The sequence below is a fragment of the Streptomyces sp. NPDC020807 genome, from assembly GCF_040641575.1.
Classification (GTDB): domain Bacteria; phylum Actinomycetota; class Actinomycetes; order Streptomycetales; family Streptomycetaceae; genus Streptomyces.
In genome coordinates, this window is the sequence record NZ_JBFADU010000011.1 from 92,990 (window position 1) to 108,085 (window position 15,096).

The 15,096-nt window shown below is 70.5% G+C and carries 14 protein-coding genes; 10 read left to right on the plus strand and 4 right to left on the minus strand.

Going from position 1 to position 15,096, the window contains the following annotated elements; all coding sequences use genetic code 11:
- Positions 1–836: 836 nt before the first annotated feature.
- From gcl to AB0G79_RS18490, 3 genes are all read left to right on the plus strand, one after another.
- Positions 837–2,624, plus strand: a complete 1,788-nt coding sequence (gene gcl, locus AB0G79_RS18480; RefSeq protein WP_360807585.1) for a glyoxylate carboligase — start codon at positions 837–839, stop codon at positions 2,622–2,624.
- 121 nt (positions 2,625–2,745) lie between these two features.
- Positions 2,746–3,165 carry a hypothetical protein gene (locus tag AB0G79_RS18485; protein WP_360807587.1) on the plus strand — a complete coding sequence of 140 codons (420 nt, stop codon included), beginning with the start codon at positions 2,746–2,748 and terminating at the stop codon, positions 3,163–3,165.
- Between the two features lie 285 nt (positions 3,166–3,450).
- Positions 3,451–4,701 (plus strand): MFS transporter, encoded by a 1,251-nt coding sequence (locus AB0G79_RS18490; RefSeq protein WP_360807589.1) that lies wholly within the window; start codon positions 3,451–3,453, stop codon positions 4,699–4,701.
- On the opposite strand, the gene AB0G79_RS18495 is transcribed toward AB0G79_RS18490, so the two are convergent.
- The 4 genes from AB0G79_RS18495 to AB0G79_RS18510 all read right to left on the minus strand — a co-directional run bounded on the left by AB0G79_RS18495 (position 4,676) and on the right by AB0G79_RS18510 (position 9,333).
- Complete coding sequence (locus tag AB0G79_RS18495; protein WP_360807591.1) at positions 4,676–5,341, minus strand: HNH endonuclease; 666 nt, start codon at positions 5,339–5,341, stop codon at positions 4,676–4,678. The genes AB0G79_RS18490 and AB0G79_RS18495 overlap by 26 nt on opposite strands.
- A 573-nt stretch (positions 5,342–5,914) precedes the next feature.
- Positions 5,915–7,372, minus strand: coding sequence for a catalase (locus AB0G79_RS18500; protein WP_360807593.1), 1,458 nt, complete (start codon positions 7,370–7,372; stop codon positions 5,915–5,917).
- A 189-nt stretch (positions 7,373–7,561) separates the two neighbouring features.
- The gene (locus AB0G79_RS18505) at positions 7,562–8,452 is read right to left on the minus strand and encodes a 2-hydroxy-3-oxopropionate reductase (RefSeq protein ID WP_360807595.1); all 891 of its coding nucleotides are present in this window, start codon (positions 8,450–8,452) and stop codon (positions 7,562–7,564) included.
- A 47-nt stretch (positions 8,453–8,499) separates the two neighbouring features.
- A complete protein-coding gene (locus AB0G79_RS18510; RefSeq protein ID WP_360807597.1) occupies positions 8,500–9,333 on the minus strand; it encodes a TIM barrel protein in 834 nt (277 codons plus the stop codon).
- 136 nt (positions 9,334–9,469) lie between these two features.
- On the opposite strand from AB0G79_RS18510, the gene AB0G79_RS18515 reads away from it, so the two are divergent.
- The 7 genes from AB0G79_RS18515 to AB0G79_RS18545 all read left to right on the plus strand — a co-directional run bounded on the left by AB0G79_RS18515 (position 9,470) and on the right by AB0G79_RS18545 (position 15,006).
- Positions 9,470–9,724, plus strand: coding sequence for a hypothetical protein (locus AB0G79_RS18515; protein ID WP_360807599.1), 255 nt, complete (start codon positions 9,470–9,472; stop codon positions 9,722–9,724).
- A 44-nt stretch (positions 9,725–9,768) separates the two neighbouring features.
- The gene (locus AB0G79_RS18520) at positions 9,769–10,107 is read left to right on the plus strand and encodes a helix-turn-helix domain-containing protein (protein WP_360807779.1); all 339 of its coding nucleotides are present in this window, start codon (positions 9,769–9,771) and stop codon (positions 10,105–10,107) included.
- Positions 10,108–10,262: 155 nt separating this feature from the next.
- Positions 10,263–10,778 (plus strand): 2-oxo-4-hydroxy-4-carboxy-5-ureidoimidazoline decarboxylase, encoded by a 516-nt coding sequence (gene uraD, locus AB0G79_RS18525; RefSeq protein ID WP_360807601.1) that lies wholly within the window; start codon positions 10,263–10,265, stop codon positions 10,776–10,778.
- Positions 10,775–11,164: a hydroxyisourate hydrolase gene (gene uraH / locus AB0G79_RS18530; protein ID WP_360807603.1), complete on the plus strand. Its 390-nt coding sequence runs from the start codon at positions 10,775–10,777 to the stop codon at positions 11,162–11,164. The genes uraD and uraH overlap by 4 nt, the downstream gene beginning before the upstream one ends.
- Before the next feature lie 5 nt (positions 11,165–11,169).
- Complete coding sequence (pucL, locus tag AB0G79_RS18535; protein ID WP_360807606.1) at positions 11,170–12,093, plus strand: factor-independent urate hydroxylase; 924 nt, start codon at positions 11,170–11,172, stop codon at positions 12,091–12,093.
- Between the two features lie 69 nt (positions 12,094–12,162).
- Complete coding sequence (locus AB0G79_RS18540; RefSeq protein ID WP_360807608.1) at positions 12,163–13,569, plus strand: nucleobase:cation symporter-2 family protein; 1,407 nt, start codon at positions 12,163–12,165, stop codon at positions 13,567–13,569.
- 48 nt (positions 13,570–13,617) lie between these two features.
- Positions 13,618–15,006, plus strand: a complete 1,389-nt coding sequence (locus AB0G79_RS18545) for an 8-oxoguanine deaminase (RefSeq protein ID WP_360807610.1) — start codon at positions 13,618–13,620, stop codon at positions 15,004–15,006.
- The last annotated feature ends 90 nt before the right edge of the window (positions 15,007–15,096 follow it).

A 15,096-nucleotide genomic window follows, 5' to 3' on the forward strand; every position in this document is an offset into this window, starting at 1 on the left:
GCCGTCGTGGCGCGTCGGGCCCGGGCCGAACCAGTCCGAGCCCGGCTCCGGCAGCCGGGAGCGTACGGGCGGAGCCCCGGCGGGCGGGGACGGCGGTGCCTTGCGCGGCGGCAGCGGGGGTCGGGGGTCGGGGGCCTCGTGCAGCGGCTCATCGAACGGCGCGATCTCGCGCGGCGAGGGCTCGCGACGCGAGGGATCCGCTTCCTCCGGCGCGGACGCGGACGCCGGCCCCATCCCCGATCCCGGCCCCATCCCCGATCCCGGCCCCATCCCCGACCCCGGCCCCAGCCCCGACCTCGACCCCGGCCCCGACTCGGACCCCGTCCCGTCCCCGCCCGCCCCCGCCACGCCCGTCGGGCCCACCGCGATCCGCAGCACCGTCCCGCACGCGCAGCCCAGCTCCGGCTGCGGCCAGTCGTCCTCGCGCCCGCAGGCCCCGCAGCGCACGGTCACCCACAGGTCGGCCCAGTTCCGGTCCGTGATCGGTTCGGCCGCCGCGCCCGCCGTCACCGGCGGGGCCACGGGGGCGCCGCACGGGCACGGGAAGGCGGGCGGCGCGTACATCTGCGTCCGCAGGCACTCCGGACACCGGATCTCTATCGCCTTCGACTCACCCACAACACCAACCCCCCTGTCGTCAGCCCCGCCACATCGTCCACCCAACGGCCGCCCGGAGGAGGCCGTTCGCCCGGACTTCTCTTGACGGTTCTCCGGAAGCCGACCTACATTGCTTCCGTATAGCAGAACAGTATTTCCGCATTACGGAAACAGGTCGCGAGCGAGCCAACGAGCCGCCCGCGCGCCCGCATCCGACCGGCCGAAGCAGGAGCACTCCCATGCCTCGTATGACCGCCGCCGCAGCGGCCGTTGAGATCCTCAAGCGCGAAGGCGTCACCACCGCCTTCGGCGTGCCCGGCGCGGCGATCAACCCCTTCTACCGCGAGCTCAAGAACGTCGGCGGGATCGGTCACACGCTGGCCCGCCACGTCGAGGGCGCGTCCCACATGGCCGAGGGCTACACCCGTGCCAAGGCCGGCAACATCGGCGTCTGCATCGGTACGTCGGGTCCCGCCGGCACCGACATGATCACCGGCCTCTACTCGGCCATCGCGGACTCGATCCCGATCCTCTGCATCACCGGTCAGGCCCCGGTCTCGAAGCTCCACAAGGAGGACTTCCAGGCCGTCGACATCGCCACGATCGCCAAGCCGGTGACCAAGGCCGCGACGACCGTCCTGGAGGCCGCGCAGGTCCCCGGCGTCTTCCAGCAGGCCTTCCACCTCATGCGTTCCGGCCGCCCGGGCCCGGTCCTCATCGACCTCCCGATCGACGTCCAGCTGACCGAGATCGAGTTCGACCCGGAGACCTACGAGCCGCTGCCGGTCTACAAGCCGTCCGCGACCCGCGCCCAGGCCGAGAAGGCCCTCGGCTTCCTCCTGGAGTCCGAGCGCCCGCTGATCGTCGCCGGCGGCGGCATCATCAACGCCGACGCCTCCGACCTGCTCGTCGAGTTCGCCGAGGTCACCGGCATCCCGGTCATCTCCACCCTCATGGGCTGGGGCACCATCCCGGACGACCACGAGCTCGCCGCCGGCATGGTCGGCGTCCAGACCGCGCACCGCTACGGCAACGCGACCTTCCTGGAGTCGGACTTCGTCCTCGGCATCGGCAACCGCTGGGCCAACCGCCACACCGGTTACAACATGGACGCCTACACCAAGGGCCGGAAGTTCGTCCACGTCGACGTCGAGCCCACCCAGATCGGCAAGATCTTCGCCCCCGACTTCGGCATCGCCTCCGACGCCAAGGCCGCCCTGGAGCTCTTCATCGAGATCGCCAAGGAGTGGAAGGCCGCGGGCAAGCTGCCGGACTTCTCCGCCTGGGCCGCCTCCGCGCAGGAGCGCAAGGCCACCCTCCAGCGCCGCACGCACTTCGACGACATCCCGATGAAGCCGCAGCGCGTCTACGAGGAGATGAACAAGGCCTTCGGCCCGGAGACGCGTTACGTCACCACCATCGGTCTCTCCCAGATCGCGGCCGCACAGTTCCTGCACGTCTACAAGCCGCGCCACTGGATCAACTGCGGACAGGCCGGCCCGCTCGGCTGGACCATCCCGGCCGCCATCGGTGCCGCGACCGCCGACCCGGAGACCCCGGTCGTCGCGCTCTCCGGCGACTACGACTTCCAGTTCATGATCGAGGAGCTGGCGGTCGCCGCCCAGCACAAGGTCCCCTACGTCCACGTCCTCGTGAACAACGCCTACCTCGGTCTGATCCGGCAGGCGCAGGGCAACCTCGGCATCAACTTCGAGGTCAACCTCGAGTTCGAGAACATCAACACCCCGGAGATCGGCGTCTACGGCGTCGACCACGTCAAGGTCGCCGAGGGCCTGGGCGTCAAGGCCATCCGCGTCACCGACCCGGACAAGCTGGGCGAGGCCCTGGAGCAGGCCAAGAAGCTGGCCGTCGAGCACCGGGTCCCGGTCGTCGTCGAGGCGATCCTGGAGCGCATCACGAACATCGCGATGAGCAAGACGGTCGACATGAGCGACGTCACCGAGTTCGAGGACCTGGCCACCGAGCCGGGCCACGCGCCGACGGCGATCAAGGCCCTCCAGGTCTGACGAGGCCGCGATCTCTTAGGCTGTGACCTCTTAGGCTGTGACCTCGCCGAACGGCCCTCGGTGCATCGCGCCGGGGGCCGTTCGACGGCGGATCCAGAGCCTTTCCGAGAGGACGCACCCCATGCCCGTCGTCACCCGCCTCGTCACCCACGTCGAACTGGACGAGGTGGCGACGACCCCCTCGCAGCTCTCGGTGTCGGCCCGCCTGGAGGCCGAACTCTCCGACGGGCGGCCCCTGGTCCTCCTCGACGACCGGGGCTGGAGCGAGTCCGTCCTGGGCGACGGGGACCTCCGCGACCTCCTCGACGTCGCCGACATCGAGGACACCGCCCGGACGGTCGTCGGTCCCGACGAGCCCTTCGGCGACGAGACGCGCGAAGAGGCGGACGCCGCCCACTGGTCGGCCCTGGCCGCCCACGTGGAGGCGAAGGCCCCGGGAGTACGGGTGGTCGGCGCCGAGCTCGCCGGCCTCACCCACGACGTCGTCCTCGGCGAGGGACTCCGCCGCTGGGCGGGTCTCGACACACCGCGAACGGACTGACCGACCCCGCCACTTCCCGGGCCCGCCACTTCTGCGGCCCCAGGGCCTCACGCCTTCTGCGCCCGTACGAGCACGGCGCCCGCCTCCGTCCACCCTGGGCCCGATCGCCCGGATGCGTCGGCGTGCCCGCGTGCAGCGTCTTGAGCGAGGCGACCGTCTCGGCGAGCGGAGACAGTACGAAGGCGCTCCCCGCGAGGGTGTCCGTCCCGATCCGCCACCAGCCCGATGTTTCGCCTCCCGGCAAAACAACATGCACGGGCGCGTGCCGGCCCGCAGAATCCAGGGATGTCCAGCCCACGCATCCGCGACAGCTCCGTGTCAGCCGAGAGCCCCGTTCCCGCAGACGACGTCACCTACCGCGCCGTCTTCCGCACGCCCGAGTTCACCCCGCTCTTCCTCACGGGCGCCGCCCAGATCGCCGCGCACACCGTCGCCGGGCTCGGGCTCGCGATCCTCGTCTACCGCGCGACCGGCTCCCCCCTCCTCTCCTCCCTCGCCCTCTTCACCCCCTCGCTCGCCCAGCTCGTCGGCGCGACCACCCTGCTCTCCGCGGCCGACCGGGTCCCGCCGCGCGCCGCCATCGCGGGCATCGCGCTCTTCTTCGCCGTCGGCACCGCCGTCCTGGCGCTCCCCGCCGTGCCGACCTGGGCGGTCTTCGCCGTCCTCCTCGTCCTGGGGCTCGCGGCCTCGCTCGGCGGCGGCGTCCGCAACGGCCTCCTCAACGAGATCCTGCCGCGCGAGCGGTACCTCCTCGGCCGCTCGGTGACGAACATGTCGGCCGGCGTCTGCCAGATCGCCGGGTTCGCCGCCGGCGGCGTCCTGCTCGCCGTGCTCTCGCCGCGCGGCACGGTCCTCGTCGGCGCGGGGCTCTACCTCGCCGCCGCCCTCGTGGCGCGTTTCGGCCTGGACGCTCGCCCGCCGCGCACCTCCGGGCGGGCCTCGGTCGCCGAGACCTGGCGGACCAACGCCCGCCTGTGGGCCCTGCCCGCCCGGCGCCGCTGCTACCTCGCCCTCTGGGTGCCGAACGGGCTCATCGCCGGAGCCGAGTCGCTCTTCGTCCCGTACGCCCCCGAGCACGCCGGCCTGCTCTACGCCTGCGGCGCGCTCGGGATGCTCGTCGGGGACGCGGTCGTCGGCCGCTTCCTGCCCGCCCGGCTCCGCGAACGGCTCCGCTACCCCCTCCAGGCACTCCTGGCGGCCCCGTTCCTCGTCTTCGCCCTCGACCCGGGACTGCCGCTCGCGGCCGTCCTCGTGACCCTGGCGACGATCGGGTACGGGGCGACCCTCCTGCACCAGGAGCGGCTGATGGGCCTGGTGCCGGAGGAGCTGAGCGGGCACGCCCTGGGGCTGCACGGATCCGGGATGATGGCGCTCCAGGGCGTGAGCGCGGCGCTCGCGGGCGCCGTCGCCCAGTTCACGTCCCCGCGCACGGGCATGGTGGCGCTCGCGGTCGCCTCGCTCCTCGTCACGCTCGCGCTGGTGCGCGCGGACGGCCGCGACCGGAAGGCTCCTACTGCGGAGCCTTCGACCGCATGACGACGGTCTCCTCGCAGGGCCCGTCGGCGAAGAGCTTGAGCGCCTCCATCTCGTCCTTGTCGACGGACAGGCCCCAGCGCAGCTTCGTGCCCACCCACTCGCCGACGTAGCGGCAGTAGCGCGTCGAGTCCTCCGGGACCCACTCCGCGGGGTCGCGGCCGGCCTTCTGCCGCAGGCTGCGGGCGGTGACGGCGACGAGGGTCGCGGCGGCGCCCTGGTCGTTGGCGTAGCTCTCGCGCCGGGCCGCCGACCAGCCGGAGGCGCCCGACTCCCAGGCCTCCGCGAGCGGGACGAGGTGGTCGACGCGGAGAGAGGCCGGGTCGCTGACGCGCTGGCCGTCGTAGGCCGAGGTCCACCGTCCGCCGGTCAGCACGCAGCCGGCACCGGTCTTCGGGGCCTCGTCGGCCTCGGCGACGAGCACCTCGGAACGGGTGTCGCAGCCGTCGTCCGGGTCGAGCCCCCGGTTCCAGTGGGTGAAGGCCGACTCCTTGTAGCCGTCCGGGTCCTCGGCGGCCTCGGTGAGCTCGGCGAGCGCGTCGGGGAAGAGGACGACGCCGGCGGAGAGGGCGGGGGAGGGGAGGGCGAGCGGGGACAGGATCAGGGCGAGCGGCGCGAGTCCGCGCACGAGGTTCTTGATCATGACTCGTGGATAGCCCGGGAAGCGTCACGGTCGGGGCCGCCCCGCTGCGGGCTCGCCCGAGCGGGTGCGGAACTTCACCGCAGAAACGATGCGCTGGAACCCGTACCGCTGCCCGCGCACACGAAGAAGAGCGCGGAACCAGGGACCGTAAACCTGGTTCCGCGCTCTCCCGTTGATGACCGTCCGACGGCGCGAGGCTGGCACGACAGGACGTTCGCGCCGCCGGACGGCGGTCTGTGGGCGGGCTCCCGTAGCGGGCGGACGGAGTCCGCCGCAGCTGTCCGAAGCCTGCGAAGCAGTGCGAGGGCTGCGTCGAGAATGGGTCGTTCGCGCCGCCGGACGGCGGTCTGTGGGCGTTGGGACCGCGGTGGCGTCGACGGGTCGGTCCGCCGTCTCCTTCTTTCAGGTCAAGAAGGAGGGCGGCCGCCCTTACCACCGCACTGGCTCGACTCCACCGCGGTCCTCACGCTTGTCCGGACCGCCGGCCACCCCTCATTCGGGCCGGCGATCCGGACCGCGCACGGCACCGACCTCCCGTCAGGTGCCGCACGCAGTCTGGGTACTGCCCGGTGGTCAGTCCTCGCGCAGCGCGCGGACCGCCTCGGCGACGCGCTTGCCGTAGTCCGCGTCGGCGGCGGCGAAGTGCGCGAGGTTCTTCTCGATGACGTCCTCGCGGGACACCTGGGAGAGGCCGCCGGCGATGTTGGCGACCAGACGCTTCTTCTCGTCCTCGGACATCAGGCGGTAGAGCTCGCCGGCCTGGAAGAAGTCGTCGTCCTTGGTGTGCGCGGGCGCCTCGTGCGTACCGGTCCAGCCGTGGATCGCGAGCGGCGCGGAGAGCGCGAGGTCGGTCTGGGCCGGGCCCTGGTACGAGTTGGGCTCGTAGTTCTTGTCGTGGCGCGAACCGTTGCGGGTGGCCATGAAGCCGTCCCGGCCGTAGTTCTGGGCCGTGGTCGCCTTGGGGGCGTTCACCGGCAGCAGGGTGTGGTTGACACCGAGGCGGTAGCGGTGGGCGTCCGCGTAGGCGAAGAGGCGGCCCTGGAGCATCTTGTCCGGCGAGGGACCGATGCCCGGCACGAAGTTGTTCGGCGAGAACGCGGCCTGCTCGACCTCGGCGAAGACGTTCTCCGGGTTGCGGTCGAGGACCAGGCGGCCCACGCGCTGGAGCGGGTAGTCGCCGTGCGGCCACACCTTGGTGAGGTCGAACGGGTTGAAGCGGTACTCCGCGGCCTCGGCGGCCGGCATGACCTGGACGTACAGGGTCCAGCTCGGGTTCACGCCGCGCTCGATGGCCTGGAGCAGGTCGGTCTGGTGCGAGTTCGCGTCCTTGCCGACGAGCTCGGCGGCCTGGTCGGCGGAGAGGGAGCGGATGCCCTGGTTCGTCTTGAAGTGGTACTTGACGAAGAAGGCCTCGCCCGCCTCGTTGGTCCACTGGTAGGTGTGCGAGCCGTAGCCGTTCATGTGGCGGTACGAGGCGGGGATGCCGCGGTCGCCCATGAGCCAGGTGATCTGGTGCGTCGCCTCGGGGGCGTGCGCCCAGAAGTCCCAGACGTTGTCCGCCTCCTGCTTGCCCGTGAAGGGGTCGCGCTTCTGGGAGTGGATGAAGTCGGGGAACTTGATCGGGTCCTTGATGAAGAACACCGGGGTGTTGTTGCCGACGAGGTCGTAGTTGCCCTCTTCGGTGTAGAACTTCAGGGCGAAGCCGCGGGGGTCGCGGACCGCGTCCGCGCCGCCGAGCGAGTCGGCCACGGTGGAGAAGCGGATGAAGGTCTCGGTCCGCTTGCCGACCTCACCGAGGAAGTTCGCCTTGGTGTACGCGGTGACGTCGTCGGTCACCTCGAAGTAGCCGTACGCGCCGGAGCCGCGGGCGTGGACCACGCGCTCCGGGATCCGCTCGCGGTTGAAGCGCGCGAGCTTCTCCAGGAGGTGCTGGTCCTGGAGGAGGATCGGGCCACCGACGCCGGCGGTGGCGGAGTTCTGGTTGTCGGCGACAGGGGCGCCGGACTCGGTCGTAAGCACGCGCTTCGACATCGTGACCTTCCGTACGGGAGCTGCACTGGAGACGGTGTCAGGAGCGTAAGGAGACGTTCCGAATGGCGTCAACAGTTTGTTGAAAAGGAAGTGGGGTGTTCCGGTCGGCGACGGCGCCTGGGCGCGACAGGACAGTTGTCAGCGCCGCCGCCGACCGGAAATCCGGGGGCCCCGCGAGGGGGCGTGGGGTCAGACCTGCTGGCCGGAGAGGCGCTCGACGGCGCGGAGCAGGGCCGAGTGGTCGAGGCCGCCGTCACCCTGGGCGCGCAGCGAGGCCACGAGCTGGGCCACGACCGCGCCGACCGGGAGGGCCGCGCCGACGTTGCGGGCGGCGTCGGTGACGATGCCCATGTCCTTGTGGTGGAGGTCGATCCGGAAGCCGGGCTTGAAGTCCCGGTTCAGGAAGTTGTCCTTCTTGCGGGTCAGCACGGTGGAGCCGGCGAGACCGCCGTTGAGGACGTCCAGGGCGGCCTGGAGGTTCACGCCGGACTTCTCGAGGAAGACGACGGCCTCGGCGCAGGCCTGGATGTTGACCGCGACGATCAGCTGGTTGGCGGCCTTCACCGTCTGGCCGGAACCGTGCGGGCCGCAGAGCACGATGGTCTTGCCGAGGGCCTCCAGGATCGGGAGGGCCTCGTCGAAGTCGGCCTGCTCGCCGCCGACCATGATCGAGAGCACGGCCTCGATCGCGCCGGCCTCGCCGCCGGAGACGGGCGCGTCGATGACGCGGATGCCCTTCTCCTTGGCGTTCTTGGCGAGGTCCACCGAGGTCTGCGGGGTGATCGACGACATGTCGACGATCAGCGCGCCCTGCTTCGCGTTCTCCAGGATGCCCTCGGGGCCGTAGGAGATGGCCTCGACCTGGGGGGAGGCGGGCACCATCGTGATGATGACGTCGGCGTCCTTCACGGCCTCGGCGATCGAGGCGGCGGCGGTGCCGCCGGCCTTCGCGAGCCGGTCCAGCTTGTCCTGCTCCAGGGTGAAGCCGGTGACCGGGTAGCCGGCCTTGAGGAGGTTCTCGGACATGGGGGAGCCCATGATGCCGAGGCCGATCCAAGCGATCTTGGGAAGAGTGCTCATGGTGAGGGTGCCTCTCAAAACAAGGTGGTACGGGGAGGTGGCCTGCGTCAGCGGGCGGGGCGGGCCTCTGCAGGCAGCCACTCGAAGGAGGCGGCGGCGTCGGCGGCCTTGTACTCCAGGCCGACCCAGCCGTCGTAACCGGCCTTCGCGAGCTGGTCGAGCAGCTCGGCGAGCGGGAGCTCGCCGGTGCCCGGGGCGCCGCGGCCCGGCATGTCGGCGATCTGGACGTGACCGGTCTTGTCCGCGTACTCCGCGATGACCCGGGAGACGTCCTCGCCGTTCATGGCCAGGTGGTAGATGTCCAGGAGGAACTTGGCGTTGCCGAGGCCGGTCGCCGCGTTGACCTTGTCGACGACCTCGATCGCGGAGGGGGCGCTCACCAGCGGGTAGAGCGGCGACTCCGGCTTGTTGAGCGTCTCGACGAGGAGGATCGCGCCGACGCGGTCCGCCGCACGGGCGGCCAGGACCAGGTTCTCCAGGGCGAGGGTGTCCTGGATCTGCGGGTCGACGCCCTCGACGCGGTTGCCGTAGAGCGCGTTGAGCGCCTTGCAGCCGACGGAGGCGGCGAAGTCGGCGACCACCTCGATGTTGGCGCGGAAGCGGTCCGACTCGTCACCGGGCACGGAGAGGGCTCCGCGGTCCGGGCCGGGGAGCTGCCCGGCGTAGAAGTTCAGGCCCACCAGCTGGGTGCCGGCGTCCTCAAGAGCCTTCTTGAGGGCGTCGAGCTCACTCTGCTCGGGGGTGGCGGTGTCGATCCAGGGCCACCACAGCTCGACCGCGGTGAAGCCCGCCGCGGCGGCGGCCGCGGGGCGCTCCAGGAGCGGGAGTTCCGTGAAGAGGATCGACAGGTTCACATCGAAGCGCTGGTTCTCGAATCCCATGAGGGGTGCGCTCCTTCCGTATCGCGGAAGTAAGTTTCTGTCTGGTGGAATGTTGCAAGGGGGTTGCCGCGCTTGTCAAGCGGTACTCGCAGGTCCGGGGCTCCCGCGCGCCGGATCGGGGCCGTAGCGTGGGGTCATGGTGCGTTTGAAGTTGGAGTTCACGACCGAGCCGTTCGACCTCGACGAGGCCCCGGCGCACGCGGTCGTCGCGCGTGAGGTCATCCAGTCGGCCCAATTGGACGCCGTCGACGTCGGCCCCTTCGGCAACACGGCGGAGGGCGGCGCCGACGAGGTGCTGACCGCCGTCGACGCCCTGCTGCGGCAGTCGCTCGCGGCCGGCGCCACCCGCGTCTCGCTCCAGGTGAACGTGATCGGGGAGGGCGAGAAGTGACCGAACACCCGCTGGTCGCGGCGGTGAAGCCGCTCGTGGACGCGATGGGGGCGGAGCTGCTGGGCCCCGCGCAGGCGGAGGCCGACGACGTCGTCCTCTCCTGGGAGGGCGAGGACGTGCTCGCCGTACGGCTTCCCCAGTTGTCGGAGTCCCTCGACCACATCCTCGTGGCGATGGAGCGGCGGCACGGGATGCCACTGGCCGAACTCGATCGCAAGGCCAAGCAGGAGGTCGTTCGTCTGCTCGAGGCGCGGGGGGCCTTCTCGGTCCGGCACGGGGTGGAGACGGTGGCCGGGGCACTGGGTGTCAGCCGGTTCACCGTATACAACTACCTGAACCGCGAAACCGCCCTGAACAGGGAAAAGGCCGCCGAGAACGGCTAGTTGATCATGTTCGGCCCCAAGTCGTCGTCCAGATGTCGGGACGGCGGCTTCTGTGTGGCCGAGTTTTCAACAAAGTGTTGACGTTGTGTTGCGGAGGGCGTTAGCTATCCGCAGCCCGTCCGACGCACAGCGAAAAACAGCCACGGAGGCTTCCCGTGACTTCAGGTACGACACCGGGCCTCGCCCGGTTCAACACCTCGGCGGACAGCGAGGCCGTCGCCTCGCTCCACGAGGTGTGTTCCAGCTCGGCGTGGGGGAGCAAGCTGCTCGCCCAGCGCCCGTACACCACCGTCGAAGCCCTCTTCCTCGCCAGCGACGCCGCCATGGCCGAGCTCACCGCCGAGGACCTGGCCGAGGCGATGGCGGGGCACCCGCCGATCGGTCGTCCGAAGGCAGGGGACCCGACCTCCTCCCGCGAACAGAGCGGGATGGCCGGCGCCTCCGAGGAACTCAAGGCCGAGATGCTCGAACTCAACCTGGCCTACCAGGACAAGTTCGGACACGTCTTCCTCATCTGCGCCACCGGCAAGACCGGCGAACAGATGCGGGACGCGGTCCGGGACCGGATCGACAACACGCCCGAGGCGGAGCGGGAGATCGTCCGCACCGAACTGGGCAAGATCAACCGCATCCGTCTCACCCGTCTCGTAGAAGAGGAGGGCTCGGCATGAGCACCGACACCACCGCATCCGTGTCCACGCACATCCTGGACACCAGCATGGGCCGCCCGGCCGAGGGCGTCGCCATCACGCTCGCCGCCCGCAGCGGCTCCGACGCCGCGTGGGTCACGCTCGGCGGCTCCGCCACCGACGCGGACGGGCGTTGCAAGGACCTGCCGGCGCTGCCGGAAGAAACCACCCACGTACGTCTCGACTTCGAGACCGAGACGTACTTCGCCAAGAAGCAAGCCGAGGCGCAGCAGGACGCCCCCCGCGTAAGGGACAGCGGTGCGTTCTTCCCGGAGGTGGCGATCACGTTCGCCGTCAAGCCGGGCGAGCACTACCACGTACCGCTGCTGCTCAACCCGTTCGGCTACTCCGTTTACCGAGGGAGCTAGCAGACATGCCCACGATTCTCGGCCAGAACCAGTACGGCAAAGCAGAGAACCGCGTCGTCAAGATCACGCGGGACGGCGCCACCCACCACATCAAGGACCTGAACGTCTCCGTCGCGCTCTCCGGCGACCTCGACGACGTCCACCTCACCGGCTCCAACGCCCACTGCCTCCCCACCGACACGACGAAGAACACCGTCTTCGCGTTCGCCAAGGAGTACGGCATCGAGTCCGCCGAGCAGTTCGGCATCCACCTCGCCCGCCACTTCGTGACGAGCCAGGAGCCGATCAAGAAGGCCCGCATCCGCATCGAGGAGTACTCCTGGGAGCGCATCGCCTCCTCGGACGCCAACTCCAAGTTCATCGGCTCGGACGAGGTCAACCACTCCTTCGCCCGCAAGGGCCAGGAGACCCGCGTCTCCCAGATCACCTACGACGGCGAGAAGTGGGAGGTCATCTCCGGCCTCAAGGACCTCGTCGTCATGAACTCCACCAACTCGGAGTTCTGGGGCTACATCAAGGACCAGTACACCACCCTCCAGGAGGCGTACGACCGCATCCTGGCGACCCAGGTGTCCGGCCGCTGGCGGTTCAACTGGACCGACGACGAGCAGCGCATGCCCAACTGGGAGCGGTCCTACGAGCAGACCAGGAAGCACATGCTCGAGGCCTTCTCGGAGACCTACTCGTACTCCCTCCAGCAGACGCTGTACCAGATGGCCACGCGCATCATCAACCACCGCTCGGAGATCGACGAAGTCCGCTTCTCGCTCCCGAACAAGCACCACTTCCTGGTCGACCTCGAGCCCTTCGGGCTGAAGAACGACAACGAGGTCTACTACGCCGCCGACCGCATGTACGGCCTCATCGAGGCCACCGTCCTCCGCGACGGAGCCACGGCGCTGATCCCGGTCGACATGACCAACCTCTAAGCGGCATCTGAGTGCCGGCCCCGCCCGTCCGCAGTCGGGCGGGGCCCGCGCCAGACCGGAGGGAACTCCATGGCACAGCCTGCAATGGGGCCGGCATCCGCCGAAGGCCCGTGTTCCACCCCGCCGGACGCGACCCACCAGGTCCATCCGGTGGACGAGAAGCTCCCCGCCTCGCGGCTCGTCCCCGCGGCGCTCCAGCACATCGCCGCCATGTACGCCGGCGTGGTCACCCCTCCGCTCATCATCGGCCAGGCCGTCGGCCTGGACGCCGCCGGGATGACCCGGCTCATCGCCGCCGGACTGCTCATCGCCGGCTGCGCCACGATCCTGCAGACGCTCGGCATCCGGCGCTTCGCCGGCAACCGGCTCCCGTTCGTCAACGCCGCCTCCTCGGCCGGCATCGCCCCGATGCTCGCCATCGCGGAGACCAGCGCCCCAGGGCACCAACTCCCCGCCATCTACGGCGCGGTGATGGTCGCCGGCGTCTTCTGCCTCGCCGTCGGCCCCTTCTTCGGCAGGCTCCTGCGCTTCTTCCCGCCGCTCGTCACCGGCGTCGTCATCACCCTCATCGGGGTCACCCTGATGCCCGTGCCCGTCAGCTGGGCCCAGGGAGGCGACAAGAACGCCGCCGACTTCGGCGCCATGAAGTACCTCGCGCTCGCCGCGTTCACCCTCGTCGTCGTCCTGCTGTTCCAGCGCTTCGGCAAGGGCTTCGTGAAGCAGATCGCCCTGCTCCTCGGCCTCTTCATCGGCACCCTCGCCGCGATCCCCTTCGGGATGGCCGACTTCTCCGCCCTCCGCGAGGCGCCCGTCGCCGCGCTCCCCACCCCCTTCGCCTTCGGCGCCCCCGAGTTCCAGCCCGCGGCGATCCTCTCGCTCTGCATCGTCATGCTGGTCCTGATGACCGAGTCCAGCGCCGGCATGCTCGCCCTCGGCGAGATCTGCGAGCGCCGCAGCGACGGGAGGACCATCACCCGCGGACTGCGCACCGACGGCATCGCGACCCTCCTCGGCCCCGTCTTCGGCGGCTTCCCGACCTCGGCCTTCGCGCAGAACGTCGGCGTCGTCTCGCTGACCCGGGTCCGCTCCCGGTACGTCGTCGCCGTCGCCGGCGCCGCCCTGATCGTCCTCGGTGCCTTCCCGGTCCTCGGCGCGGTCGTCTCCATGGTCCCGATGCCCGTCCTCGGTGGCGCCGGCATCGTCCTCTTCGGCTCCATCGCGGTCAGTGGCATCCGCACCCTCTCGGAAGCCGGACTCGACGACAGCTCCAACATCATCCTGGTGGCCGTCGCGCTCGGAGCGGGCATCATCCCGCTCGCCGCACCCACCTTCTACGCCGACTTCCCGGCCTGGGCGCAGACCGTGCTCGGATCCGGCATCAGCGCGGGCGCGCTCGTCGCCGTCCTGCTCAACCTGTTCTTCCACCATCTCGGCACCCGGAGCCGTCACGCGGCCCCGGCACTCAAATCCTCCTAGGGTCCTGCCGTGCCCACACCACCCCCGAGGAATGAAGGAAGCACCGCCATGGCAGCACCTTCGGCAGCGCAGCGCATCGTCATCGAGAACGCGGCGATCGCGACCGTCGACGCGAACGACACCGAGTACGCCTCCGGCTACCTCGTCGTCGCCGACAACAGGATCGAGTCCCTCGGCGCCGGCAGGGCGCCCGAGGGCCTGGAGAACGTGGTCCGCCGGATCGACGCCACCGGTCACCTGGTGACGCCCGGTCTGGTCAACACCCACCACCACTTCTACCAGTGGATCACCAGGGGTCTCGCCACCGACCACAACCTGTTCAACTGGCTGGTCGCGCTCTACCCGACCTGGTCGCGCATCGACGAGTCGATGGTCCGCGTCGCCGCCCAGGGCTCCCTGGCGATGATGGCCCGCGGCGGCGTCACCACCGCCATGGACCACCACTACGTCTACCCGAAGAACTCCGGCGACCTGTCCGGCGCCATCATCGGCGCCGCCTCCGACATGGGCGTCCGCTTCACCCTCGCCCGCGGCTCCATGGACATGAGCGAGAAGGACGGCTTCCTGCCGCCGGACTTCGCCGTCGAGACCACCGAGGGCGCGCTCGCCGCGACCGAGGAGACGGTCAGGAAGTTCCACGACGCCTCCTTCGACGCGATGACCCAGGTCGCCGTCGCCCCCTGTTCCCCCTTCTCCATCTCCACCCAGCTCCTCAAGCAGGGCGCCGAGCTGGCCCGCCGCCTCGGCGTGCGCATGCACACCCACGGCTCGGAGACCGTGGAGGAGGAGAAGTTCTGCCACGAGCTCTTCGGCATGGGGCCGACGGACTACTTCGAGTCCACCGGCTTCCTCGGCGAGGACGTGTGGATGGCGCACTGCGTCCACATGAACGACTCGGACATCGCCGCCTTCGCCCGCACCGGCACCGGCGTCGCCCACTGCCCCTCCTCGAACGCGCGCCTCGCCGCCGGCATCGCCCGCGTACCCGACATGCTGAAGGCGGGCGTCCCCGTCGGCCTCGGTGTCGACGGCACCGCCTCCAACGAGTCCGGCGAACTCCACACCGAACTGCGCAACGCGCTGCTCATCAACCGGCTCGGCGCCCACCGCGAGGGTGCGCTGGGTGCCCGCCAGGCCCTGCGCCTCGGCACCTACGGCGGCGCTCAGGTCCTCGGCCGCGCCGACAGCATCGGCTCCCTCGAAGCCGGCAAGCTCGCCGACTTCGTCCTCTGGAAGATCGACGGCCTCGGCCACTCCTCGATCGCCGACCCGGTCACCGCGATCGTCTTCGGCGCCGCGGCCCCGGTCACCGCCTCCTTCGTCAACGGCAGGCAGATCGTCGAGAACAACCGCCTCCTCTTCGCCGACGAGGAGCAGATCGCGCGCGACGCGCGCGCGGAGGCACAGCGCCTGGCCCGCATCACGGCCCAGGGCTGACCCTCCCCACGGAGTCCGACCGAGGGGGACGGCCCTCGGTCGGTCGCCGCGAACCCGAGCGGGGTTCGCGGCAGCCCGACCGGGAGGCGC

What these genes read in the sequence shown, in the direction of transcription:
- gcl (WP_360807585.1), top strand. Translation starts at nt 837, where the DNA reads ATGCCTCGTATGACCGCCGCCGCAGCGGCCGTTGAGATCCTCAAGCGC.
- AB0G79_RS18485 (WP_360807587.1), top strand. Translation starts at nt 2,746, where the DNA reads ATGCCCGTCGTCACCCGCCTCGTCACCCACGTCGAACTGGACGAGGTG.
- AB0G79_RS18490 (WP_360807589.1), top strand. Translation starts at nt 3,451, where the DNA reads ATGTCCAGCCCACGCATCCGCGACAGCTCCGTGTCAGCCGAGAGCCCC.
- AB0G79_RS18495 (WP_360807591.1), bottom strand. Translation starts at nt 5,341, where the DNA reads ATGATCAAGAACCTCGTGCGCGGACTCGCGCCGCTCGCCCTGATCCTG.
- AB0G79_RS18500 (WP_360807593.1), bottom strand. Translation starts at nt 7,372, where the DNA reads ATGTCGAAGCGCGTGCTTACGACCGAGTCCGGCGCCCCTGTCGCCGAC.
- AB0G79_RS18505 (WP_360807595.1), bottom strand. Translation starts at nt 8,452, where the DNA reads ATGAGCACTCTTCCCAAGATCGCTTGGATCGGCCTCGGCATCATGGGC.
- AB0G79_RS18510 (WP_360807597.1), bottom strand. Translation starts at nt 9,333, where the DNA reads ATGGGATTCGAGAACCAGCGCTTCGATGTGAACCTGTCGATCCTCTTC.
- AB0G79_RS18515 (WP_360807599.1), top strand. Translation starts at nt 9,470, where the DNA reads ATGGTGCGTTTGAAGTTGGAGTTCACGACCGAGCCGTTCGACCTCGAC.
- AB0G79_RS18520 (WP_360807779.1), top strand. Translation starts at nt 9,769, where the DNA reads ATGGGGGCGGAGCTGCTGGGCCCCGCGCAGGCGGAGGCCGACGACGTC.
- uraH (WP_360807603.1), top strand. Translation starts at nt 10,775, where the DNA reads ATGAGCACCGACACCACCGCATCCGTGTCCACGCACATCCTGGACACC.
- pucL (WP_360807606.1), top strand. Translation starts at nt 11,170, where the DNA reads ATGCCCACGATTCTCGGCCAGAACCAGTACGGCAAAGCAGAGAACCGC.
- AB0G79_RS18540 (WP_360807608.1), top strand. Translation starts at nt 12,163, where the DNA reads ATGGCACAGCCTGCAATGGGGCCGGCATCCGCCGAAGGCCCGTGTTCC.
- AB0G79_RS18545 (WP_360807610.1), top strand. Translation starts at nt 13,618, where the DNA reads ATGGCAGCACCTTCGGCAGCGCAGCGCATCGTCATCGAGAACGCGGCG.